The sequence below is a fragment of the Mycobacterium sp. 155 genome (genome assembly GCF_000373905.1).
Lineage (GTDB): Bacteria > Actinomycetota > Actinomycetes > Mycobacteriales > Mycobacteriaceae > Mycobacterium.
Map to the genome: position 1 here is coordinate 1194359 of NZ_KB892705.1, position 24575 is coordinate 1218933.

The following is a 24575-nucleotide window of genomic DNA, read 5'->3' on the forward strand; positions in this document are numbered from 1 at the left end:
AAAAGCTAGGCCAGATAAATGCAGCATTTGTTCTGGCATTTCCCCCCACCCTCCCTGTGGTATTGCCCCATCGGGCAACCGCGGTGATTTGCGAGATACAAGGATGGCACACGTATACCACGTCGAGCAATCGTCAAGTCAGCAAACGATGCCCCGGGGTACTGACCAGCTCGTCAGGGTGGTCAGCGGCGTCCCGGTGGCTGTGTATATTACTTCGCCCAGTTTGCGCGAGCGCGTCGTGTCGTGTGTGCGGGGCGACGGTTCTCGTGCTGTACGAGGAGTCGATGACGGGGAAAATAAATTTGACTTCGCACAGAAATCGCTGGAAACAACCTGTACACGGCGGTGCGGCTCGAATTGGATGAAGCGCCTTGCGGGTGGTATACGAGGCTTCCGTACTGGTCGGAGCGGTTTGGTGAGATTCGGCGCGACGTTGCGAGAGTGGACATCTTTCAACATTTGCAGATGCAACTAGACGGGCTCATGTGGCGCCACGGGCGTGGGGTAGCGCACGTCTGAAGTTGCCGCCGCCCTCGCCGTGCGTGTCGCTGCGTAATATTGCTACTATCGGGTAAACGACCTGCTCGCCTGAACCCCACGCCGGTCCCCTAAGCGGCTCGGTAAAGATCAGGTACTTGCACGCGAAAAGATCGGAATGCCCGCCCTGTGTTTTCTCTTATCTACGTCCGGATAGCGTTGTATGTTGTTGCTCTCAGCGCTGTTGTGAACGGGGATCACAACTTTCGTCGTTGTTTCACATCGCTGATACGAGGGTGAAATATGGCAGCTACAGCAAGGGACGTATCTGAACGCCCGACCACGTACCGTGTCGTCGATCATATCGTCGACTATCTGGCCGCCGGCGGGGTGACCCATATGTTCGGTGTGGACGGCGCCAACATCGAAGACTTGTACGACGCCGCATACTTCCGCGACGGTATCACCGCCGTACTCGCAAAACATGAGTTCTCCGCCGCGACCATGGCCGACGGCTACAGTCGCAGCGGCGCGGGCCTCGGCGTCGTCATGGCGACCTCTGGTGGAGGATGCCTGAATCTGATACCCGGGTTGGGCGAATCACTTGCGAGCAGGGTTCCGGTCTTGGCTCTGGTCGGCCAGACGCCCACGACGCTCGACGGCCGGGGCAGCTTCCAGGACACCAGCGGCCGCGCGGGTTCGCTGGATGCCGAGGCGCTGTTCGGAGCGGTGTCGGTGAGTTGTGAACGTGTGCTGCGACCCAGCGACATCGTCACCGCGCTGCCACGTGCGATCGCCGCGGCGCGCACCGGCGGTCCGGCAGTCCTGCTTTTGCCTAAAGACATCCAGCAGCAGACCGTGGCGCTCGGCGGACCGATCTTGCGTAACGGTCAGGGGTTTGGTCAGAAGCAGGTAGGCGATCCACACCCGCTCATCCGGGCGCTACGTAGGGCCAACGGGCCCATCACGATCATCGCCGGAGAGCAGGTCGCCCGAGACGACGCACGCGCCGAACTCGAGCAGTTGCGCGCGGTGCTGCGGGCACGCGTCGCCTGTGTTCCTGACGCCAAGGACGTCGCGGGGATCCCCGGGCTGGGATCGTCGTCGGCATTGGGTGTCACCGGGGTGATCGGGCATCCGGGCGCGGTCGACGCGGTGGCTGGCAGCGCCGTATGTCTGCTGGTCGGTACCCGCATGCCCGTGATGGCCCGGACCGGGCTCGATGCCGTCCTCGGCACAACGCACACACTGTCGATCGGTTCGGCGCCACCGTATCTACCCTGCACCCACGTTCACACCGAGGACCTGCAGGCCTCCCTGTCGCGGTTGACCCGCGCGTTGACCGGCCATGGCAGGCCGCTGGGCGTTCGGGTGCCAGACGTGGTGCCGCAGACCGAGCTTGCCCCACCGTCGTGCTCTGACGACGGCGTGCGCTACCGCGACGCGATGCTCGCCCTGGACCGCGCGCTGCCCGACGAGGTGAACATCGTCGTCGATGCCGGCAACACCGGGGCCTCGGCAGTCCACTATCTGCCGGTACGGCGGGGTGGACGGTTCGTCGTCGCCCTGGGGATGGGCGGGATGGGCTACAGCTTCGGTGCGGGAATCGGGATGGCGTTCGCCCAGCGCAGGCGCACGGTGATCATCGCCGGCGACGGATCCTTCTACATGCACGGGTTGGAGCTGCACACCGCCATCCAGTACCGGTTGCCGGTGACAGTGGTGTTGTTCAACAACAACGCCCACGCGATGTGCGTGACTCGTGAGCAGCTGTACTACGACGACGCATACAGCTACAACCGGTTCTCGCCCAGCCGGCTCGGCGCCGGGTTGGCGGCGATGTTCCCGGGTCTGGCCTCGATCGACGTCGCCACGATCGATCGACTGCCCGCTGCGCTCGACGAGGCACTCACGACCGATGGCCCATCGGTCGTCAGTATCGAATGTTCTGCGGACGAGATACCACCGTTCGCACCGTTTCTCTCGGCGATCGGCACGGCCGTTGCCGAGAACAGTCACACAACAGAACAGGAGGGTACGGTCAATGTCCCTGCCAGCGCTTGACGACATCGCCACCCATTCCGGCAGCTCTGACCCCATTGAGGGGGTCCACCGGGTCGAGACGTCGCCGCGGGAGAAGGCCACGCCGATCATCCTGGAGATGATGCATTCGGTGTATCCGCACGATGAGGTGTTTGGCGAGTATTGCACCGTCAACGACTACATCGATTGCCCCCCCGACGAACTGTACGAATACCTGGCCGACACTCGCAGTCTCGAGGAATGGACCTACAGCCTGCGCGGTTTCAAGGAAACCGATGAGCCCGGTTTGTGGCAGGCGTGGGACAAATTGGGTTCGGAGACCGAGATCTACACCCGGACCGTGGCCAATCCCCAGGCGCGCACGGTTGATTACCACTGCGCATGGGATCAAGGCAAGCATCTCTGGATGATCTACCTGATGCGGGTCGTCGACGCGCAGTTGGTGTTCAACAAGCCGGGATCGGTTGTGCTGTGGACGAATTGCCATCATCCGTTCTATGACCACAATGCCTATCCGGAGACAGCGCCGCCGAACCGCCCGGTGTGGGTCGGTGACTTCTGGGACATGTTCGGCGCCGGTCATCTGCTGGAAATGCGCAATCTCAAGGCCATCGCCGAGTACCGGCACCACAATGGGCTGCCCATCACCCCCGATTGGATGCGAGAAGCCAACCAACACGAAGCAAGCGTGGGTCGAGGATGAGGGACACTCGTAATCCGGCGGTCAGCCTGCTCGACGTCTCCACTTATCTACCGGAGAACCGAGTGCCGGCACAGTGGTACACCGACCACTCGGAAACCGATTCACTGCGCGACAACCCCATGTTCGCGCCGCCTGAATACCGGCATCATTCGACATTCGACGAATCCAATGTCGACATGATCGAGCGGGCGGTTGCGGGACTGACGGCCAGGCACGGGAGTGGACTGCTCGATGAGGTCGATATCCTGCTGACGCATTCGCAGATGCCCGATCTGCCGATCGTCGGTGCCGGTGGTGAAACGGCCGCGCGCCTCGGCATCAAACCCAAGTGGATCCTCGACGTGCACAACGGCGGCTGCGCGGCATTTGTGTACATGCTCAGCCTCGCGCGCCAACTGTTGTGGTCCGGTGCGGGCCGTACCGCGTTGATCGCCGCCTCGGTGAACGCCGCAGGCAAGATCTTCGAACAGGATCAGGTTCGTAAGTTGGCGCAGGCGTCGGTTCCCGGCGATGGTGCCGCAGTGGGATTGGTCACGCTGTCCGACAAGTCGCCAGTGCTGGACATCGAATGCCGGTTCTTCGGTGAGAACGCGGTCGATATGACCCTCGACACCGATCCGCCGCGGAAGTGGTGGGAGGCCGGACCCGGACAGGGCTACGTCGGTTTCAGCGAGGCCAAGATCATGAAGGTGCTCTCGCGCGGCAACCGTCAGGTGCCTCAGGTGGTCAAGGCGGTGTGCGAGCAGATCGGGGTGAAATCGAACGACCTCGACCTGTTGGTGACCAACCAGCCCAATCGGCTGTTGCTACGCAACTGGGACGAAGCGCTCGAGCTGCCCCGCGAACGGCACCACGACACCTTCGGTCAGTGCGGCAATCTCTTCGCGGTCGGCATACCCGCCAACCTGGAGGCTGCGATCGACAACGGTCAGGTCAAGACCGGCGATGTCGTGATGATGGCGGGATTCGCCCACGCGGGGGACTTCGCGGGTGCCGCCGCAATTCAATGGGGTGGGAGGCCGTAATGACATCTCCGACAGGACAGGTACCGAGTCTGGATGCTGTCACCGACGACATCATCGCCATGATCTCGGCCGAGATGCCGATCCCGGGTCTCTCCGCGGAATCCTCGCTGCTGGATGGCGGACTCGACTCATTGCGGGTGATGTCGCTCGTCCTCCGGATCGAGAACCGCTGGGAGATCGACTTGGACGCCGACGACGCCGATGAGTTGCGGACCGTCGGTGATCTCGGCCGACTCGTGCTGCGGCGCATCGTGGAGAAGCAGTCATGAAAGGCCCCGACGCCATCGTCCCGAAGTACGAAACGCTCCCCGCTGCTCTCGCGGCCGCGGCACGCACTGATCTGAGCTTGTTCTTCGTGAACACCCGCGAAGAAGACCAGGAGGTCCCCAAGGCGCGGATCTATGAGCGGGCGCTGTCAATCTCCGCGGATCTTATGAAACGTGGTGTGCGCAAAGGGGATCGGGTTGCGCTCGTGTTGCCGACCTGCCCGGAGTTCGTGGAGAGCTTCTTCGGGATACTGTGCGCGGGGGCCATTCCGGTGCCGCTGTACCCGCCGGTGCGGCTGGGCAAGATGGACGAATACCACCAGAAGACCGCGGCCATGTTGCAGTCCGCCGACGTGGCACTGGTGGTGACCGACGAGCGTATCCGTCGCTTTCTCGGCGTCCCGGTTGAGGCCGCAGCACCGCGGTTGGGCTGCGTGACCGCGTCGGATCTGGGTGGTGCGGACTCTGATCAGGTCGAGGTAGCTCCTGACGACATCGCCTTGATCCAGTTCTCTTCGGGCACAACGCACGACCCCAAACCCGTGGCGCTGACTCACCGCAACCTGTTGTCCAATCTCGCCTCGATCGACAGCCGCCTCCAGGAGGAGGGCACTGTCAATCCAGTGGGTGTGTCCTGGCTGCCGCTGTATCACGACATGGGGTTGATCGGGAATCTGTTGTCGGCGTTCTATGTCGAGGGGGCACTGGTATTGCTGCCGCCCGAGTTGTTCGTTGCGACGCCGGCCGCGTGGTTGCGGGCCATCTCCCGGTACCGCGGCACCTACTCGGCCGCACCCAACTTCGCGTTCAACCTGTGCGTGAACCGGATCAAAGACGAGGAGTTGGACGGGGTCGACCTGTCCTCGTGGAGCGTGTGCTTCAACGGTGCGGAATCCGTCGTCGCCGCGGTGCAGCGCCGATTCGGTGAGCGGTTCGCACCGTGGGGTTTCGATCCGTCAGCGCTGACGCCCTGCTACGGGATGGCCGAGGCATCACTCGCACTGACGTTCAAGCCGTCCAAGACCCAGTTCAGAACTTATGGCGTGGAAGGTGACGCCCTGGCCTACTCGGGTCGGGTGGTACCGGGACGCAAAGAACTGGTGAGCGTGGGCCAGCCCCTGGCCGGTGTCGAGATCGAGATCCGCGACGAGCTTTCACAGACATTGGATCCCGACAAGGTCGGAAGCATCTTTGTCCGCGGTCCCAGTGTGATGGTCGGGTACTTCGGCCGCCCCGATCTCACCGATCAGGCCTTGCACGAGGGCTGGCTTGAAACCGGTGACCTCGGCTTCGTCCACGATGGCGAGTTGTTCGTCTGTGGCCGTGCCAAGGACACCGTGATCATCCGGGGTGCAAACCATGCGCCGCAGGATTTCGAGGCGGCGCTCGACGGGCTGCCCGGGGTGCGCACCGGATGTGCGGTGGCGGTGGGCTTTGTTCCTGCCGGCGAGGAGGAGGAAGCGCTGGCGCTGCTCGTGGAAACCACTTCTGACGCGCCGGCCGGCCTGGCGAGCGACGTCTCGAAGCGAGTGTGGGAGCGCACCGGCATCCTGGCGGCTCATGTCGAGTTACTCGCCCCGGGCACGCTGCCGCGGACCTCCAGCGGAAAATTGCGCCGGCGGGAGTCTCGTAATCAATGGCTGGCCGGCACACTCGTGGCGCCCAAGAAGGTCTCCGCCATACGGTTGATGTGGTACGCGGCGAAGGGGCAGGTTTCGCTTGCCAAGGCCGCCTATACCCGTCTTGTCCCAAACAAACGACCGGATGACCGTGCTGTTCGCGCGGGCGGGAGGGAATCATGACTGTCATCGCCGAATCTCGGCCGCTGCCGCGCATCACGGAACTGCCGTTGAATGCTGACATCGGTGCGTTGCCCACGGCGGTGGACCCGATGGCGTTGTCGCTCAACGAGAATCCGTTCCCGCCCCTGCCGGCGGTACGGTCCGCACTGATCGAATCCATCGATGCCGCCAACCGGTATCCGGAGTTCCTGCCCGAGCGGTTGCGGCACCTCATAGCCGGCCATATCGGAATCTCCGACGAGCAGGTCATCCTCGGGCCCGGGGCCACCGGCGTCATGCTGCAGGTGCTGCATGCCATCACCGACCCGGGGGACCGGATTGTCTTCGCGGATCCGACGTTCGAGGGATACGCGATCGTCTCGGCCATGGTGCGGATCTCACCGATCAAGGTGCCGCTGAACAGCCTTGGTGGCCACGACCTCGACGCCATGGCCGACGCCGCATCCGAGGCGAAGGTGGTGGCCATCTGCCGGCCGCACAATCCCACGGGCACAGTGGAGTCGGCGGCAGATCTGGAAGCCTTCCTGGCCCGTATTCCCAGCGACACCGTGGTACTCATCGACGAGGCGTACGCGGAATTCGTCGGACCGGGCCACCGCATCGACTCGGTCGATCTCGTGCGTCGGTTCCCCAACGTCGTGGTGATCCGAACCTTCTCGAAAGCATATGGACTCGCCGGCCTGCGCATCGGTTACGCATTCGGATCTCGCGGACTTGCCGCCAAACTGTGGGCCATGCAGTTGCCATTCGGGATGAGCACCACGAGCCTGGTTGCGGTTGCAGCGTCTTACCGGGCGGAATCGCAACTGCTGCAACGGATCCGGTTTCTCACCTCGGAGCGCAGGAACCTGCGGGCGGGATTGCGGGCAATGGGAATCGCCAGCACCGAGGCTCATGCCAACTTCATCTACCTACCCGCAAGCGGAGTGCCCTGGCGCGACGTGTTCGATGATGCGGGCGTGCGGGTCAAGCACTACCCGGACGGTGGTGTGCGCGTCACCATTGGCGGAAGGTCATCGACTGGGGCAGTCCTGACCGCGCTGCGGAGCAAGCTGTAGGAGGCCGCGGTGCGCGAGCATCAGGTTGCCGTCGTCGGGGCGGGATCCTCGGGGGTCGCTGTGGCATTGAGCCTGAGCGACAGGGGAATCCGCCCGCTGCTGATCGACCGGGCCGATCATGTCGGGTCGTCCTGGAAAGGTCGACCCGACCGGCTGAAGCTCAACACCGGTCGGCGGACGTCCCACATGCCCAGCCGGCCGTACCCTAAGGGCACCGCGATCTTCCCGACCCGGGATCAGGTTGTCGCGCACCTGAACCATCACGCGCATGAAGATGGCCTTGACCTCATGCTCGGCACATGTGTGGCCAGGATCGACAAGATGGCCGGCAACTGGGTACTGGCCACGACTTCGGGAGATATCAGTGCCCAGCAGATCGTGGTGGCCACCGGCTACGAGCACACCCCGAGAATCCCGGATTGGCCCGGCCTCAGCTCGTACCGAGGAACTGTACTGCACTCGGCGAATTACCGAAATCCCAAGCCGTACCTAGGGAAACGCGTGCTGGTGGTCGGGGCGGGATCCTCGGCGATGGAAATCGTGTACGACGTCGCCAGCGGGGGAGCGGCGCAGGCTTGGCTGGCAGTGCGCACTGCACCGCACATCCTGCTGCGTGCACTGCCCGGTGGATTCCCGTCGGACTACATCGCCAACCGGCTCTACGACGCGCCGCTGTGGTTCGCCGACGCGGTCTCCCGGGTCGCGCTCCGTGTGCACGTCAAAGACCTGTCCGAATTTGGTTTGCCGACACCGAGCGAAGGGGTGTTCACCAGGGGCAAGCGCCTCAGCCGGGCGCCGGTGATCGTGGACCGCGAGGTGATCGGGGCCATCCGAGCCCGGCTATTTGAGGTAGTACCCACCGTCGAATCATTCAGTGAGGACTCGGTTCTGCTCATCGACGGTCAGCGGTTACAACCCGACGTCGTGATCTGTGCGACCGGATACCGGTGTGGTCTGGAACCAATGGTCGGCCATCTCGGGGTCTTGGACGAACGTGGCCTGCCGCGCTCGACCGGCCCGGTTCCTGCGGCGCCAGGCCTGAGGTTCGTCGGATTCCTGTCCCGCCCGGGGCTCATTTCGTTCGTCGCGAAACAGTCCGTTCAGGTCGCCGAGGGCGTCGCCGACGAGCTCGATCGGGCACTGTCTCTCGTACCATGACGCGAATCGCGCGGCTTGCCATGGCTATGCCTCGGCGAGTCATGGCGGTCGCGCTATTGATGATGCTCGGCTGCGCCGTGTTCGGGGTCCCAGTGGCAAAGCACCTGTCCGGCGGAGGATTTCGCGATCCTGGATCGGAATCATCGCGGGCCTCAACCATATTGGCCGACACTTTCCATCAGCCGGACATGCAGTTCCTTGTCACCGTCAGTGATCCACAGGGAATCTCGAGTGCCCGGGCGCGGACCATCGGAACCGACATCACCACCCGGCTCACAGAATCGCCCCATGTCGCCTACGTCGAATCGCCCTGGAACACCGCACCGCAGAACGCCGCCCAGTTCACGAGCACCGATGGCACGTCGGGGCTGATCGTCATCGCGCTGCTCCTGGCACTCGGTGCCCCATTCTTCGGGGGCCGGTGGGGCTTCCCCGACGACCGGGTGCTGCCGACGTCGACCACGGCCCGTCAGGTCGGTGACCAGCTCCGCAGCGACTTCGCCACGGATTCGGCCGACAACATCACGGTCGTCGTGCCGGACTTCACCGGTGTCAGCCCCGCCGAACTGGCCCGCTACGCCACAGCTCTGTCGGCCGTATCTGACGTCTCGTGGGTGTCCTCGGCCGTCGGCACGTTCAAGGACGGGCATCGGGCCGGGCCCGGACCCGAGGGAACCCTGGCAGACGGCACGACCTACTTGACGGTGGCGGGCACAGCCCCGTTGTTCTCCGACGCCTCGAACGTCCAGCTGGACCGGCTGCACGCGGTCCCGGGACCGGATGGCCGCAGTGTCCTGCTGACCGGTACCGCGCAGATCAACCGGGACGTCGTCGCCGCGGTGACCTCGGGCCTGCCGAAAGTGCTGGCACTGATCGCTGTCACGAGCTTCGTGTTGCTGTTCCTGCTTACCGGCAGTGTCGTGCTGCCGCTCAAGACGCTTGTCCTCAACGTACTGTCGCTGACCGCCGCGTTCGGCGCGCTGGTGTGGATTTTCCAGGACGGTCACCTCGGTGCGCTGGGCACCACGGTGACCGGCACCCTGGCCTCCAACATGCCGGTGCTGCTGTTCTGCATCACCTTCGGGTTGTCCATGGATTACGAGGTGTTCCTCATCTCGCGGATCCGCGAATACTGGCTGGCTTCCGGTCACGCCGACGATGGGCAGGTCTCGGAATCTGCTCGCGTCCGGACTTGATGAGGCGGTCGCACTGGGCCTGGCCCACACCGGCCGTGTGATCACCGCCGCGGCGGTCATCATGTCCATCTCTTTCGCTGTGCTGATAGCCGCGCAGGTGTCGCTCATGCGGATGTTCGGCGTCGGCCTGACGATCGCGGTGCTGATGGACGCGACACTGGTCCGGCTGGTCCTGGTACCGGCATTCATGCATGTGATGGGCGGGGTGAACTGGTGGGCTCCGGCACCGCTGGTCCGGCTGCACAACCGCATCGGAATCAGCGAGGAAAGCGGTGAGAGGGCTCCGACGGGTGGGCACCGAGCCACGGACCCCGACAGCCCGGCCCAAGCGGTGCAGGCTTGATCCGCACGTTGACCGCGGGTCGACCCGGTACGGGCGCGTCGCAACGTTAAACTTGCCCGGATGTTCGCCAAGTGTGGGTTGCCCGGCCGGTCGTGGTCGCGCATCGGGCGCTTGCGCGAGGAGCGGCCATGATCGACGGCGACGGACACGACCCGGTACCCGAGCTGGGCCTGACCGGTCGGCCGCTACGCACCATTCCCGAGCCCCAGCCCCGCACCACGCATGGTCCGGCCAAGGTCATCGCGATGTGCAACCAGAAGGGCGGGGTCGGTAAGACCACCTCGACCATCAACCTGGGTGCCAGCCTGGCTGAATACGGCCGCCGGGTGCTGCTGGTGGACCTGGACCCGCAGGGGGCGCTCTCGGCGGGCCTGGGGGTACCGCACTACGAGCTCGACCAGACGGTGCACAACCTGCTGGTCGAGCCGCGGGTCTCGATCGACGACGTGCTCATCAAGACCAGGGTCAGCGGCCTGGACCTGGTGCCCAGCAACATCGACCTTTCGGCGGCCGAGATCCAGCTGGTCAACGAGGTGGGTCGCGAGCAGTCCCTGGGGCGGGCGTTGTATCCGGTACTCGACCGCTACGACTATGTGCTGGTCGACTGCCAGCCGTCGCTGGGCCTGCTCACCGTCAACGGACTGGCCTGCGCCGACGGCGTCATCATCCCGACCGAATGCGAATACTTCTCCCTGCGTGGGCTGGCGCTGCTCACTGACACCGTCGACAAGGTGCACGACCGGCTCAATCCGCGACTGCAGATCAGCGGGATCCTGGTCACCCGGTACGACCCCAGGACGGTCAACGCCCGTGAGGTGATGGCACGCGTGGTCGAGCGCTTCGGTGACCTGGTGTTCGACACCGTCATCACCCGCACCGTCCGTTTCCCCGAGACCAGCGTCGCCGGTGAGCCGATCACCACTTGGGCGCCGAAGTCTGCGGGCGCGGCGGCCTACCGAGCACTGGCGGCTGAAGTCATTCATCGGTTCGGCGTGTGAACGATGCCGCGAGCACCGAGGTAACCGATGCCGCCGCGGGCGTAGCACCGGCCGCTGCTTCGGGCGACAGTCAATCCGGCCGGTTCCGGGTACGGCTCACCAACTTCGAGGGTCCGTTCGACCTGTTGCTGCAACTGATCTTCGCGCACCGGCTCGACGTCACCGAGGTCGCGTTGCACCAGGTGACCGACGATTTCATCGCCTACACGAAAGAGATCGGCGCGCAGCTGGAACTCGACGAGACGACGGCGTTCCTGGTGATCGCGGCCACGCTGCTGGACCTCAAGGCCGCGCGCCTGCTGCCCGCCGGAGAGGTACACGACGAGGAGGATCTGGCGCTGCTGGAGGTCCGCGATCTGCTGTTCGCGCGGCTGCTGCAGTACCGCGCGTTCAAACACGTCGCCGAGATGTTCGCCGAACTGGAGGCCGCGGCGCTGCGCAGCTATCCGCGCGCGGTGGCGCTGGAGGACCGGTATTCCGATCTGCTGCCCGAGGTGATGCTCGGGGTGGATGCCGAGAAGTTCGCCACCATCGCCGCGGCCGCTTTCACCCCGCGCCCGGTGCCGACGGTCGGGACCGACCATATCCACGCGCCAATGGTGTCGGTGCCCGAGCAGGCACATCGACTGCTGGACCTGCTCGAACAGCGCGGGATCGGCGAATGGGCCACGTTCACCGAGCTGGTGGCGGACTGTACGGTCGGGATCGAGATCGTCGGGCGGTTCCTGGCGCTGCTCGAATTGTTCCGGGCCCGGGCGGTAGCATTCGAGCAATCAGAACCGCTTGGTGTGCTCCAGGTTTCGTGGACCGGAGATCGGCCTACCAGCGAACACCTGGCAACCGCTGACGCGGAAGAATAGCGAGACGAAATGGCTAACGATGACGAGATCCCGTCTGTTGTCGACCTCGGGGCCGACCGGGACATCGACGTCGTCGCCGTCTCCGAGCTGGAGGACGGCGAGCTGGGGGCCGTGCTGGAGGCGCTACTGCTGGTGGTCGACACCCCGGTGACGGTCGACGCGCTGGCGAGCGCCACCGAACAACCGGCCAACCGGATCACCGCCAAGCTGCGGTTGATGGCCGAGGAACTGGCAGCCCGCGACAGCGGCATCGACCTGCGGGAGGCCGGCGGCGGGTGGCGGATGTACACCCGTGCGCGCTACGCCCCGTACGTGGAGCGCCTCCTGCTGGACGGAGCACGGTCCAAACTCACCCGCGCCGCACTGGAAACGCTGGCGGTGGTCGCCTACCGCCAACCCGTGACCAGGACGCGGGTCAGTGCGGTCCGCGGCGTCAACGTCGACGCTGTGATGCGGACGCTGCTGGCCCGCGGGTTGATCACGGAGGCCGGTACCGATCCGGACACCGGGGCCACGGCATTCGCCACCACCGAGTTGTTCCTGGAGCGGCTGGGGCTCAGCTCACTGACCGATCTACCCGACATCGCGCCGCTGTTGCCCGATGTCGACGTGATCGACGACCTGAGCGAATCCCTCGGTGACGAACCGCGATTCGCCAAACTCAACGGTGGTTCGCCGAAGGGCGACCAGCCGCAGACCTTCGACGTGGACAAGGACTTACATGGTTGACGAGGGAGTGCGGCTGCAAAAAGTGTTGTCGCAGGCGGGAATTGCATCCCGCCGCGTGGCCGAGCGGATGATCACCGACGGTCGTGTCGAGGTCGACGGCCGGGTGGTCACCGAACTGGGCACTCGAGTGGACCCCGCCGTGGCAGAGATCCGTGTCGACGGTTCCCGCATCGTGCTCGACGACACCCTGGTGTACTTGGCGATCAACAAACCCCGCGGCATGCACTCGACCATGTCGGACGATCGTGGCCGGCCATGCGTGGGCGATCTTGTGGAGCACCGGGTTCGCGGCAACAAGAAGCTGTTCCACGTGGGCCGGCTGGACGCCGACACCGAGGGTCTGCTGTTGCTGACCAACGACGGTGAGTTGGCCCACCGGCTCATGCATCCGTCCTTCGAGGTATCGAAGACCTACGTCGCGACCGTGCTCGGCACCGTGCCGCGCGGGCTGGGCAAGAAGTTGCGGGCTGGCGTCGAATTGGACGACGGGCCGGCACATGTCGACGATTTCGCGGTAGTTGACACGGTGCCGGGCAAGACCATGGTGAAGGTCACCCTGCATGAGGGACGTAACCGGATCGTGCGACGGCTGCTGGCCGCGGTAGATTTTCCGGTGCAGGAGCTCGTGCGCACCGACATCGGCACGGTGTCGCTGGGTGATCAGCGTCCGGGCAGTATCCGAGCGCTCAGCCGTAAGGAAATCGGCGAGCTTTATCAGGCGGTGGGTTTGTGAGCGGGTCCTTGTTGGTGGCGGTCGACGGTCCCGCCGGAACCGGAAAGTCTTCGGTGTCACGGGCTTTGGCACGTGCGCTGGGGGCGCGGTATCTGGACACCGGGGCGATGTACCGAATCGTCACGCTGGCCGTCCTACGGGCCGGCACCGATCTGGCCGACGAGTCTGCCATCGAGCAAGCAGCGGCCGACGCGGAAGTCGGCCTAGGTTCGGATCCTGACGAGGACCGCGCTTACCTTGCCGGCGAAGACGTCTCGGCTGAGATTCGGGGCGATGCAGTGACCCGCGCGGTGTCGGCAGTGTCGGCCGTGCCCCCGGTGCGGGCGCGGCTGGTCGACTTGCAGCGCGCCTTGGCGGCCAGCGGTGGACGACTTGTGGTGGAAGGCCGCGACATCGGCACGGTGGTATTACCGAATGCGGACGTGAAGATCTTCCTCACAGCCTCGGCTGAGGAGCGGGCACGCCGGCGTAATACGCAGAACATTGCCGGCGGGCTGCCTGACGATTACGCGAACGTGCTGGCAGACGTGCAGCGAAGGGATCACCTCGATTCCACCCGGGCGGTGTCGCCACTTCGGGCTGCCGACGACGCACTAGTGGTCGACACCAGCGATATGAACGAAAACCAAGTGGTCACACGCCTTTTGGAGCTCGTGATCCAACATGCGGGAGTGCGACGATGAGTTCGACCGAGTCCGACGGCACGTGGACCGACGAGGGTGACTGGGAGATCGGCGAAGCCGTCGCCGAGGCGATTGAGGAAGTAACGTCGCCACCGCCGGTGCTCGCTGTGGTCGGTCGGCCCAACGTCGGCAAATCCACTCTGGTGAACCGGATCCTGGGCCGTCGCGAGGCCGTCGTGCAAGACATTCCCGGCGTCACCCGGGACCGGGTGTCCTACGACGCGAACTGGCTGGGCCGGCGCTTTGTGGTGCAGGACACCGGGGGATGGGAACCCGACGCCAAGGGGCTGCAACAGCTCGTGGCCGATCAGGCTCAGGTGGCGATGCGTACCGCCGATGCGATCATCCTCGTGGTCGACGCGGTGGTGGGGGCAACGGCTTCCGACGAGGCCGCGGCGAAACTGCTGCGCAAGTCCGGCAAGCCGGTTTTCCTGGCAGCCAACAAGGTTGACACCGAACGCGGTGAGGCCGACGCCGCTGCGCTGTGGTCATTGGGCATCGGGGAGCCGCATCCGATCAGCGCCATGCACGGGCGTGGAGTCGCCGATCTGCTGGACGAGGTGATGGCGAAGCTGCCCGAGGTGTCGGAGCTGTCCGGCAGTGGCGGGGGCCCGCGCCGCGTCGCGCTGGTCGGTAAGCCGAATGTCGGCAAGAGTTCGCTGCTCAACCGGCTGGCCGGGGACGAGCGGTCCGTGGTGCACGACGTGGCGGGCACCACGGTCGATCCGGTCGACTCGTTGATCGAATTGGGCGGCAAGGTCTGGCGTTTCATCGACACCGCGGGGCTCCGCCGCAAAGTCGGGCAGGCCAGCGGGCACGAGTTCTACGCCTCGGTGCGCACACACGGTGCGATCGACGCCGCCGAAGTGGTGATGGTGCTGATCGACGGTTCCCAGCCGCTGACCGAGCAGGATCAGCGGGTGTTGTCGATGGTGATCGAAGCCGGCCGGGCACTGGTGCTGGTGTTCAACAAGTGGGACTTGGTCGATGAGGAGCGGCGCTACGACCTGGACCGCGAGATCGAACGGCAACTGGCGCAGGTGCAGTGGGCTCCGCGGGTGAATATCTCCGCCAAGACCGGTCGCGCCGTGCAGAAGCTGGTGCCCGCGCTGGAGACGGCGCTGGCGTCCTGGGACAAGCGGATCTCTACCGGGCAGCTCAACACCTTTCTCAAGGAAGTGGTTGCCGCGACCCCGCCACCGGTGCGCGGCGGCAAACAGCCCCGCATTCTGTTCGCCACCCAGGCAGCCAGCCGGCCGCCGACATTCGTGCTGTTCACCAGCGGGTTCCTGGAGGCCGGCTACCGCCGGTTCCTGGAACGCCGGCTGCGTGAGACGTTCGGTTTCGAAGGCAGTCCGATCCGGATCAATGTGCGAGTCCGTGAGAAGAGGGGCGCTCCCAAGCGCCGGTGATCGCGTGATTTGTGTGCGTTTACCGGCGGTGGCCGCCGGTAAACGCACACAAATCACGTGGGTAGGGTGGCCCGGGTGTCTGTCACCCACATGATCTTGATTGCCTTGGCCGGAGTCGGGGCGGGGGCGATCAACGCCATCGTCGGATCGGGCACGCTGATCACGTTTCCCACGCTGGTGACGCTGGGCTTTCCTCCGGTCACCGCGACGATGTCCAATGCCGTCGGCCTGGTTGCCGGTGGCGTCTCGGGCACCTGGGGGTACCGCCGCGAGCTGCGCGGGCAGTGGAACCGGCTGCGCTGGCAGATTCCCGGCTCGCTGATCGGCGCCGGATTGGGCTCCTGGCTTCTGCTGCACCTGCCGGAGAAAGTGTTCGTCCAGGTGGTTCCGGTGCTGTTGATCCTGGCGCTGGTGCTGGTGGTTATCGGTCCGCGGATCCAGGCGTGGGCGCGACGGCGGGCCGACGAGTCAGGGCAGTCCGCCGACCACATCAGCCCGCAACGGATGGCCGCGCTCGTGTTCGGTACCTTCGTGGTGGGCATCTACGGCGGATATTTCACTGCGGCACAGGGGATTTTGCTGATCGCCGTGATGGGCGCGCTGTTGCCGGAGTCGATCCAGCGGATGAACGCCGCCAAGAACTTGCTGGCGTTGCTGGTGAACATCGTCGCCGCGGCTGCCTACACGATTGTCGCGTTCGACCGGATCAGCTGGACGGCGGCTGGTCTGATCGCGGTGGGTTCTCTGGTCGGCGGATTTCTCGGCGCGCACTACGGGCGGAGGCTGTCGCCGAACGCGCTGCGGGGTGTGATCGTGGTGGTCGGTTTGATCGGGCTGTATCGGTTGGTGACGGTCTGACTCAGGTGGGCTGGTGCGATCCCTCACGCACTGAGCGTCGACCTGTGACGATGGGGCGGATTACGAAAAGGGCGGGCAGCTGCGGTAGGCTTTCGTCCGCTGCCGGACATCCGGAAAGCACCACGGGCTGTGGCGCAGCTTGGTAGCGCACTTGACTGGGGGTCAAGTGGTCGCAGGTTCAAATCCTGTCAGCCCGACAGAGTGTTTACGCAGGTCAGGGGTAGTTTGGGAGTTTGCTGGAACGTCTGCATTACGCAGAATCGGACAGGTTGACCCCCAAACTGACCCCCAACGCAATGGACCCCGCCTCGGTGACCGAGGCGGGGTCCATTGCGTACTGGGGCGGCGTCGATGCGGACCTGCCGTCCTCCTGGCAGGGTGTACGCGAAGGACTTCCCATCCTCCACGGCATCCGCCCAACGCTGCGGGCGGCCTGCCACCGGCGGCGCGCACTTGCCAGGCGGTCGTTGTCGACGCACTGTGTGCTGTGCGCCGATAAGGTCATCGGGTGGCCGCTCCCAGGTATCGGCGCTGTGCTGCTGCGCTCACCGGCATCATCGTCATGCTCGTCTTCATCGGCTGCTCGCGCGTCGCAGAACCCGCTCAGGCGACTCCGCCGCGCTATGTGGTTGGCCTCAAACAGGTTGAGTTCGTCGACGACGCTTCGCAAGACGGTCCGCGCCACCTATCGGTCAGTATGTTCTATCCCGCCGACCCGCCCGCGAAGTCGGCCCACGCCTTCACCACTCCGTTCTTCGTTGGACTCGACATGTTTCGGGATGTCGAGCCGGTGTCGGATGGGCAACGCCACCCGTTGGTGTTGTTCTCGCACGGCCGGGGTAGCAATGGGCTGCAATACGCCTGGTTCGCACAAGCCCTGGCCAGCCACGGCTTCATCGTGGCGGCGTTGGATCACTACCGAGCCAACACCAACGAGTCATCCATCGTCTATCTGGCCAACAAGCTCTGGCAACGGCCACGGGATCTGAGCCTGATCACCGATTTCCTTCGGGCAGACCCATATTGGGGACCACGACTGGATTCCAACCGCATCGGCGTCGCCGGCCATTCGCAGGGCGGGTTCGCCGCGCTGTGGATCGGGGGAGCCATGGTCAACGCGCAGAAGTATCTCGATTTTCAGCGGGGATGGAAGAACAATCTGACCATCCCGGCGTACCTGCGGGCTCAGTTGCCGCTGGATCCCGAACCGGCGCTCCACGTGGCTGATCCACGAATCAAGGCCGTGTTCGCGATGGCGCCAGGAATCGTTCAGGCCTTCGGGATGGACAAGGCAGGGCTGCAGCGGCTGAAGGTGCCCACGTACATCACGGTCGGTGCGGCCGACACCCAGACCCCCGTCGAGGAGAACGCCGAGTTCGCCGCCGAGCACATCCCGGGCGCCGAGTTGAACGTGATTCCCGGCCACGTCGATCACGAGATCTTCGTCAACGAGTGCAACCAGATCGGCCGCGACGAGTTTCCCGAGGCTTGTATCGATGCACCCGGGGTGGATCGAGCGGCTGTCCACCGCTCGGTAGCGGAAGCGGCGGTTGGGTTCTTCGACGCCCGCCTCACCGGGTAATCGTGTTGGCAAGTCACGGTTCACGCACGGTGAGCAGAACCTTTCCCACCGTCTGATCGGAGTCGAGCAGCTTGTGTGCCTCTGGTGCATCGGTGATCGGGACTTCGGCTGCGACGACGGGTTTGACCGCTCCCTCCGCGATCAATGGCCACAATTGTTGCCGCAGTTCGGCGATGATCTCGGCCTTGGAGCCAGGCCCCTGTTCGGGCCGGCGACGCAGGTTCGTCGCGTGCACTGATCCGCGTTTGAAGAGCAGCGCGCCGAGATCCAGTTCGGCTGTGGCCCCACCCTGTAACCCGATGATCGTCAGGTGCCCGTTCTCGGCGAGTGTTTGCACGTTCTTGGGCAGGTAGCTGCCGCCCATGATGTCGAGAATGACGTTGGCACCGGGGTATTCAGCATTGACGATCGCCGGAAAATCCTGTTCGTGATAGTTGATCAACGTCTGTGCGCCGAGGTCGCGGCAGCGGTCCAGCTTGAACTGACTGCCGGCGGTCACCGCCACGTTGGCGCCCAGGGCGCGGCCGACTTGGATTGCGTGCGTGCCGATTCCGCTGCCACCACCGTGAATCAGCAGGGTTTGCCCCCGGCGAAGACCGCCAACCATGATCACATTCGACCACACGGTGGCGGCGGCCTCTGGCAGTGCCGCCGCGGCGGTGACGCTGACACCCTGTGGCACCGGCAGCACCTGGGTGGCGGCCACGTTCGCCCGCTCGGCGTACCCTCCGCCGGCCAGCAGGGCGCACACCGCATCGCCAGGCGCCCAATCCTTCACTCCGGCGCCCACTTCGGCGATATACCCCGACACCTCAAGACCGGGGACCTCGCTGACACCCGGCGGCGGCGGGTAGAACCCCATCCGTTGCATCACATCGGCGCGATTCACCCCGGCGGCGACCACGTCGATGGCGACCTGCCCGGGACCCGGTGCGGGCAGGTCGTCGACCTGAGCCCACTCCATCACCTCTGGGTCGCCAAAACCGTTGAGCGTTATCGCATACATGCAGCTTTCTCCTCTACTTGTTCCTTGTGGTCATCGGGCTGGGTCGGCCACAAATCGCACCAGCCCAGCGCGGCCCGTTCGGGTTTCACGCTGCAACACACGTAGCGACACGCCGTCACGAGCGATGTGCCGCCGAGGCGTCCGTGGGCCGACCATGAGTTGGCGGGTGCTGAGCAGGACGTTTCTCGCTTTTGCTCTCATCATGCGCTATCGATACTAGGAAGGGCGCGCGCTCGCCAACAGGTGACGAATGGCCAGCGAGTGGTGAAGAAGTGTCCAGCTGGTGGCAACCGCGGGCCGACAGCGGAATCCTTGGTATATGACCAAGCGCATCCTGAACGTCGTCACCAACGTCTCTCACTACGAGGATCCGTCCGAGCGGACCGGACTATGGCTCTCGGAGTTGACGCACGCCTATCACGTCTTCGTCGAAGCGGGTTACGAACAGACGATCGTCAGCCCGAAAGGTGGGTTCTCGCCGCTGGAGCCGCGATCGCTGAAGTTTCCGAACTACGACAAGAGCGCAAGGGCCTGGAAGGCCGACGACGCGAAGATGGCGCTGCTGGCCAACACCTCATCACCCGATGAGATCGACTCGGCGGATTATGACGCAATCTATTTCACGGGCGGTCACGCCGTAATGTTCGACTTTCCCGATAGTCAAGGGCTGCAACGTATCACGCGTGAGATCTTCGAGCGTGGGGGAATCGTGTCGTCGGTGTGCCACGGTTACTGCGGCCTGCTCAACACCACGCTGTCGGATGGATCACTGCTGGTTGCCGGGCGCAAGCTCACCGGGTTCGCGTGGTCGGAGGAGGTGCTGGCCCGCGTCGACAAGTTAGTGCCGTACAACGCCGAAGAGGAAATGAAGAAGCGCGGGGCTCTTTACGAGAAGGGCCTGATTCCCTTCGCTTCGTATGTCGTCGTCGACGGTCGGTTGGTGACAGGCCAGAATCCGGCGTCGGCCAAGGCGACGGCCAAGAAGGTCGTCTCGGTATTGGCGGACTGACCCCCAGTCTCGATCACGAGTCCGCTCATCGCGCGATGTGAATGAGAAATGGCCACAATGTGACGCTTCGGGATCTCGTCCGGCGATTCGCCGAACACGCGTGGCCCGCGCAGGCTATGAATCAACGGTGAGTAACCACGTGAACCTGACCTCGCAGGAAACCTCGTTGATCGCCGAGTCTCATCCCGAAGCGCTGGCACGAATGGACGAGAAATCGTTGAAGGATCTACAGAGCCGGCTCAGGCAAGCGCGCGAGAAGAACTTCAGCCTGTTGCGGCGCCAGGGTGCGGCTCGGGTAGAGGCCGAAGGCGCCCGTGGCGCCGCTCAGCCGTCCAACGAAAAGCGGAACGAAAAGGTGGACGTTTTCGATGAGGCGCTGGCTCGGGTGAGCGAGCGCCTCGAAGCCGTCGGTGACGCCGAGTAGCAGCCTGCTCTTCCGGCGCTGTCCAGGTGATTGAGGTAGCGTACTTAGCAGGTCTCGATAACGGCATGGCCGCTCGTAACACTTCACGCGTGATGCGACGCTCGACAGGTGGCAAAGGAGCTTGCACGTGGATCTCGGTACATGGGGCGATCTCACGATCCTTGCCGGTGTGATGGCATTGACTTTCGCGTCGTGCGTGTTCCTGTACGTCACCCGGTTGGAGAACCGGACCCCGGCGCCGCTGGGTGAACAGGTGGGCGCACACAAAGCGGTGCTGGCAAAGCTGCGCAAGCGTCAACCGCTGACGCAGGACGAGTTCGAGTACGCGACCGAACTGGTGGGTGACGCGCGTAACCCGCTCGCATACGCGATACCGGCTGTGCTCTTCAGCATGGGTTTCTTCTATGTGGTCGGATGTCTATACGAGTTGCATGTCCACGGCGGCAACCCGTCCTTCAGGACGTTCATCGGCGGGATCCCGATGCTGACCTCCATGAACATCGTCGCGCAACTGCGCAGGGTGGCGCGGTTGAAAAAGAACTTGCAAGAAGCTCCGCTGTTGGCAACCGAGCCGGCGGTTTAGCTCTGTTGCGGCGGTTCGGCGATCGGGTCGCCGTCCTCCCACAGCAGTAGCTGACGAACCGAAGCGCGCGACCCGTACGGTTGCAGCATCTGACTCGCGGGGCGGGGTCGCACCCTCAACGGCCACCAGAACCAGCGCCCGATCAGGGCCGCGATGGACGGCGTCATGAACGACCGCACGATCAGGGTGTCGAACAGCAGACCGAACGCGATCGTGGTGCCGATCTGGCCGAGGATCCGCAGATCGGCGAACACGAACGACGCCATGGTCGCCGCGAACACCAGGCCGGCCGCCGTCACCACGGCGCCCGAGCCTGCCATCGCCCGGATGATTCCGGTATTCAGGCCGGCACCGATCTCTTCCTTGAATCGAGAGATCAGCAGCAGGTTGTAGTCCGATCCCACCGCCAACAGCAGGATCACGGCAAGGGCTAGCACGATCCAAAACAGTTCGATGCCAAGAAGATCCTGCCAAATCAGCACCGACAACCCGAAAGAGGCACCCAATGACAGCGCGACGGTGCCCACGATGACGAAGGCGGCGACAATGCTTCGGGTGATGAACATCATGACGAGCAGAATCAGGCTCAGCGCGGCGATCCCCGCAATCATGAGGTCATATTTGGCGCCGTCCTGGATGTCTTTATAAGTGGCCGCAGTGCCGGCCAGGTAGATCTTGGACCCGGCCAGGGGGGTGCCCTTGACGGCTTCCTGCGCGGCGCGCCTGATGCTGTCGATATGCGAAATGCCTTCCGGCGTAGCGGGATCGCCGTCATGGGTGATGATCATGCGGGCGGCTTTGCCGTCCGGTGACAGGAACAGTTTGAGCCCGCGCAAAAATTCGGGGTTGGTGAACGCCTCCGGCGGTAGGTAGAACGAGTCGTCGGTCTTCGACGCGTCGAACGCCTGGCCCAGGGCAGTCGAGTTCTGCAGTGCGGCTTGCGTCTGGTCGTTGATGCCCGAGGTGGTGGCGTAGTTGGTCAGGGTCAGATCGCGGTTGGTCTGCTGGCTGGCGATCTGCGGTGGAATCAGCGCGAGCAGTTTCGGTTGCAGCGCATCCAGTTTGGCGATACTCCCGGAGACATTGGACAACTGGTCGGTCAGTGCGTCGATGCTATCGAGCGCGTCGAAGACCGATCGCAGCGCCGCGCACATCGGGATGTCAAAACAGTGTGGCTCCCAATAGAAGTAGTTGCGCAGCGGACGGAACTGGTCATCGAAGTTGGCGATCTTGTCGCGCAGATCCTGGGCTGTGGCGACGGTCTGCTGGAATGCCTTGGCCTGCTCATCGGTGACAGCGCTGGATTGCTGCTGCAACGCATACTGCTGGCGCAGGATGTCGATCGAGTTGTTGATCACGTCGACCTGTTTGAGCAGGTCTGCGCCGCGGGCCTGCTGGAAAGGCAGATTGTTGATCTGCGCTGAGCTTCCTGCGCTGATCTGGAACGGTATCGACGTGTGGTCCAGGGGCGTGCCCAGCGGCCGCGTGATCGACTGCACCTGGGCGATGCCATCGGTGTGGAAGACCGCCTTGGCGACGCGTTCCAGCAGGATCATGCTGGTCGGATTCCGGAGGTCGTGGTCGGCCTCGATCATCAGCAGCTCGGGATTCAGCCGCGCCTGGGAAAAGTGGCGTTCCGCGGCCGCGTAGCCGACATTGGCCGGCGCATCCGCCGGCATGTAGGGCCGGGCGTCGTAACTCGTCTTGTATCCGGGCAGTGCGAGTAGTCCGATGAGTGCCACCCCGACCGTCACCACCAGGACAGGGCCGGGCCAGCGCACGATGGCTGTGCCGATGCGGCGCCAGCCTCGAGTCTGCAGCTGGCGCGCAGGTTCGAACAGACCGAAATGGCGGCCGATAACCAGCACCGCGGGTGCCAGCGTCAAAGCCGCCAACACAGCGACGAGGACACCGATTGCGGCGGGAATACCGAGGCTCTGAAAGTACGGGAGTCGCGTGAAGGTCAGACAGAACACCGCACCGGCGATCGTCAGGCCCGAACCCAGGATGATGTGCGAGGTTCCGTGGTACATCGTGTTGAACGCCGACACCCGGTCCTGCCCGGCGTACCGCGCTTCGTGAAAACGTCCCAGGATGAAGATCGCGTAGTCGGTGCCGGCCGCGATCACCAGGAGTGTCAGCAGATTGGTCGAATACGTCGACAGCTCGATGACGCCGGCATTCGCCAACACGGCGACGACGCCACGCGACGCGGTCAACTCGATCATCACCGTGAAGATCACGAGAATCGCCGTGGTGACACGACGGTAGAGCGACAACAGCATCACCAAGATCACCCCGATAGTGATCAGGGTGGTTTTCAGCGTGCCGTGGCGGCCGACTTCGAACTGGTCGGTGACCAGGGGAGCGGGGCCGGTCACATAGGCCTTGACACCCGGCGGCGGCGGGGTGTCGTCGACGATGCGACGGACTGAGTCGACAGACTCGTTGGCCAGCGACTCACCCTGATTGCCGGCGAGATACACCTGTACCAAGGCCGCCTTGCCGTCGGCGCTCTGCGAGCCCGCGGCCGTCAGCGGATCACCCCAGAAATCCTGGATGTGCTCGACGTGCTTGGTGTCCTGACGAAGCTTCTGAATCAAGCCGTCGTAGTAGTGGTGCGCGTCGGCGCCCAGTGGTTGATCGCCCTCCAGCACGATCATCGCCGAACTGTCGGAATCGAATTCGCCGAACACCTTGCCGATCCGTTTCGCGGCCTGCAACGACGGTGCATCTTGGGGGCTCAGCGACACGTTGTGCGACTCGGCGACGGTCTCCAACTGCGGGACGAAAACATTCGTCACCACCGCCAGGCCTAGCCAGAACATCGCGATGAATACTGAGAACCGCCGGATCAGGTCCGGAACCCTGTGCTGCGTGTCGTTCTCGGTGCTCATCCGGACTTGTCCAGGCAGTAGGTGTAGGCGTTCAGGGTGTTCACCGTTCTCTCGTCCTTGACCACGTCATCGATCTTGATCCGGCAGCCGATCGAATCGCTGTCGCCCTGGGCCTGGACGTTGACGAACACCGCGGGCTGGGTGGTGGTCGTGTCGTAGGCCCACGGCAGCGTGACGGCGTCGGCGCGCTGTGGTTGGGCGTTGACATCCAGGTAGGTGATGGTTGCCACCGTGCCCGGCGGGCCGAAGACCTCCATGACGACGTGCTTGGGATTGAACGGAACGATCTCGTTCACCGCGCCGCTGGGCGTCGATGTGACGTCATGGGAGGCGAAGACACCGTGCAGGCGATAGACAGCGAAGCCCGCCACGGCGAGCACCGTCACCGCGACCAGCAGCATCCAGCGTCGACTCAGTCGACGTCCGATCGAAACCCGCTGCATCCATGACCCTTTCAACGAGCGGCGACCAGGCGCGGACGGTGGAAATCTCTGCTAGGACGGCTAATCAACTAGGTTGACGGTACGACACTGGGCCGGGCATCACAACCACAAACCTCAGGCGTTTTGCTGTGTGAAAGCTGACGGCGTCGGCTATACGCCCGCTTACCAACTCGCTCATCGGCGCGTCGAGGCGCCAGTCGGTGGCCGCCCGACCTACGGCGCCAACAACATGCTCTCCGTCGAACGGAGCTTCCCGTCTACGACATCGTGACCTTTGTGTGAGATAA

Annotated in this window: 21 protein-coding genes, 1 tRNA gene and 1 pseudogene; 20 read left to right on the forward strand and 3 right to left on the reverse strand. The window is 64.2% G+C overall.

The window, feature by feature from the left end; all coding sequences use genetic code 11:
* Positions 1-780: 780 nt before the first annotated feature.
* The 17 genes and pseudogenes from B133_RS0105525 to B133_RS0105610 all read left to right on the forward strand — a co-directional run bounded on the left by B133_RS0105525 (position 781) and on the right by B133_RS0105610 (position 17926).
* Complete coding sequence (locus B133_RS0105525; RefSeq protein ID WP_018599725.1) at positions 781-2541, forward strand: thiamine pyrophosphate-binding protein; 1761 nt, start codon at positions 781-783, stop codon at positions 2539-2541.
* Complete coding sequence (locus B133_RS0105530) at positions 2522-3223, forward strand: hypothetical protein (RefSeq protein ID WP_018599726.1); 702 nt, start codon at positions 2522-2524, stop codon at positions 3221-3223. Before B133_RS0105525 ends, B133_RS0105530 begins: the two co-directional genes overlap by 20 nt.
* Complete coding sequence (locus B133_RS0105535; protein WP_026256007.1) at positions 3220-4248, forward strand: 3-oxoacyl-ACP synthase III family protein; 1029 nt, start codon at positions 3220-3222, stop codon at positions 4246-4248. Before B133_RS0105530 ends, B133_RS0105535 begins: the two co-directional genes overlap by 4 nt.
* Positions 4248-4517 carry a phosphopantetheine-binding protein gene (locus B133_RS0105540; RefSeq protein ID WP_018599728.1) on the forward strand — a complete coding sequence of 90 codons (270 nt, stop codon included), beginning with the start codon at positions 4248-4250 and terminating at the stop codon, positions 4515-4517. Before B133_RS0105535 ends, B133_RS0105540 begins: the two co-directional genes overlap by 1 nt.
* A complete protein-coding gene (locus B133_RS0105545; RefSeq protein WP_018599729.1) occupies positions 4514-6316 on the forward strand; it encodes a fatty acyl-AMP ligase in 1803 nt (600 codons plus the stop codon). Before B133_RS0105540 ends, B133_RS0105545 begins: the two co-directional genes overlap by 4 nt.
* Positions 6313-7374, forward strand: a complete 1062-nt coding sequence (locus tag B133_RS0105550; protein ID WP_018599730.1) for a histidinol-phosphate transaminase — start codon at positions 6313-6315, stop codon at positions 7372-7374. The genes B133_RS0105545 and B133_RS0105550 overlap by 4 nt, the downstream gene beginning before the upstream one ends.
* Positions 7375-7383: 9 nt before the next feature.
* Positions 7384-8532 carry an NAD(P)/FAD-dependent oxidoreductase gene (locus B133_RS0105555; RefSeq protein ID WP_018599731.1) on the forward strand — a complete coding sequence of 383 codons (1149 nt, stop codon included), beginning with the start codon at positions 7384-7386 and terminating at the stop codon, positions 8530-8532.
* Positions 8529-10071 (forward strand): annotated as a pseudogene (locus tag B133_RS22405) (MMPL family transporter). The gene B133_RS0105555 and the pseudogene B133_RS22405 overlap by 4 nt, the downstream one beginning before the upstream one ends.
* Positions 10072-10199: 128 nt before the next feature.
* The gene (locus B133_RS0105565) at positions 10200-11069 is read left to right on the forward strand and encodes a ParA family protein (protein WP_026256008.1); all 870 of its coding nucleotides are present in this window, start codon (positions 10200-10202) and stop codon (positions 11067-11069) included.
* Positions 11066-11929, forward strand: coding sequence for a segregation/condensation protein A (locus B133_RS0105570; protein ID WP_018599733.1), 864 nt, complete (start codon positions 11066-11068; stop codon positions 11927-11929). The genes B133_RS0105565 and B133_RS0105570 overlap by 4 nt, the downstream gene beginning before the upstream one ends.
* 9 nt (positions 11930-11938) lie before the next feature.
* A complete protein-coding gene (gene scpB / locus B133_RS0105575) occupies positions 11939-12658 on the forward strand; it encodes an SMC-Scp complex subunit ScpB (RefSeq protein WP_018599734.1) in 720 nt (239 codons plus the stop codon).
* Entirely contained in the window at positions 12651-13391 is a 741-nt protein-coding gene (locus tag B133_RS0105580; protein ID WP_018599735.1) for a pseudouridine synthase, read from the forward strand. Before scpB ends, B133_RS0105580 begins: the two co-directional genes overlap by 8 nt.
* Complete coding sequence (cmk, locus tag B133_RS0105585; RefSeq protein ID WP_018599736.1) at positions 13388-14074, forward strand: (d)CMP kinase; 687 nt, start codon at positions 13388-13390, stop codon at positions 14072-14074. The genes B133_RS0105580 and cmk overlap by 4 nt, the downstream gene beginning before the upstream one ends.
* Entirely contained in the window at positions 14071-15486 is a 1416-nt protein-coding gene (gene der, locus B133_RS0105590) for a ribosome biogenesis GTPase Der (RefSeq protein WP_018599737.1), read from the forward strand. Before cmk ends, der begins: the two co-directional genes overlap by 4 nt.
* Before the next feature lie 90 nt (positions 15487-15576).
* Complete coding sequence (locus B133_RS0105595) at positions 15577-16344, forward strand: sulfite exporter TauE/SafE family protein (RefSeq protein WP_081618185.1); 768 nt, start codon at positions 15577-15579, stop codon at positions 16342-16344.
* A 123-nt stretch (positions 16345-16467) separates the two neighbouring features.
* A tRNA-Pro gene (locus B133_RS0105600) sits at positions 16468-16541 on the forward strand.
* A 311-nt stretch (positions 16542-16852) separates the two neighbouring features.
* Positions 16853-17926: a hypothetical protein gene (locus B133_RS0105610; RefSeq protein WP_018599739.1), complete on the forward strand. Its 1074-nt coding sequence runs from the start codon at positions 16853-16855 to the stop codon at positions 17924-17926.
* A 13-nt stretch (positions 17927-17939) separates the two neighbouring features.
* Here the strand turns inward: B133_RS0105610 and B133_RS0105615 are convergent, their stop codons facing one another.
* Entirely contained in the window at positions 17940-18932 is a 993-nt protein-coding gene (locus B133_RS0105615) for an NAD(P)H-quinone oxidoreductase (protein WP_026256010.1), read from the reverse strand.
* A 319-nt stretch (positions 18933-19251) separates the two neighbouring features.
* Here B133_RS0105615 and B133_RS0105620 point away from each other — a divergent pair, with 319 nt between their 5' ends.
* From B133_RS0105620 to B133_RS0105630, 3 genes are all read left to right on the forward strand, one after another.
* On the forward strand, positions 19252-19941 hold the full coding sequence (locus B133_RS0105620; RefSeq protein WP_018599741.1) for a type 1 glutamine amidotransferase domain-containing protein: 690 nt from the start codon (positions 19252-19254) through the stop codon (positions 19939-19941).
* 127 nt (positions 19942-20068) lie between these two features.
* On the forward strand, positions 20069-20365 hold the full coding sequence (locus B133_RS0105625) for a hypothetical protein (protein WP_026256011.1): 297 nt from the start codon (positions 20069-20071) through the stop codon (positions 20363-20365).
* A 127-nt stretch (positions 20366-20492) separates the two neighbouring features.
* A complete protein-coding gene (locus B133_RS0105630) occupies positions 20493-20948 on the forward strand; it encodes a hypothetical protein (protein WP_018599743.1) in 456 nt (151 codons plus the stop codon).
* On the opposite strand, the gene B133_RS0105635 is transcribed toward B133_RS0105630, so the two are convergent.
* Complete coding sequence (locus tag B133_RS0105635) at positions 20945-23845, reverse strand: RND family transporter (RefSeq protein WP_018599744.1); 2901 nt, start codon at positions 23843-23845, stop codon at positions 20945-20947. The two genes, B133_RS0105630 and B133_RS0105635, sit on opposite strands and share 4 nt — an antisense overlap.
* Positions 23842-24288 (reverse strand): MmpS family transport accessory protein, encoded by a 447-nt coding sequence (locus B133_RS0105640; protein ID WP_026256012.1) that lies wholly within the window; start codon positions 24286-24288, stop codon positions 23842-23844. Before B133_RS0105640 ends, B133_RS0105635 begins: the two co-directional genes overlap by 4 nt.
* Positions 24289-24575: the final 287 nt, after the last annotated feature.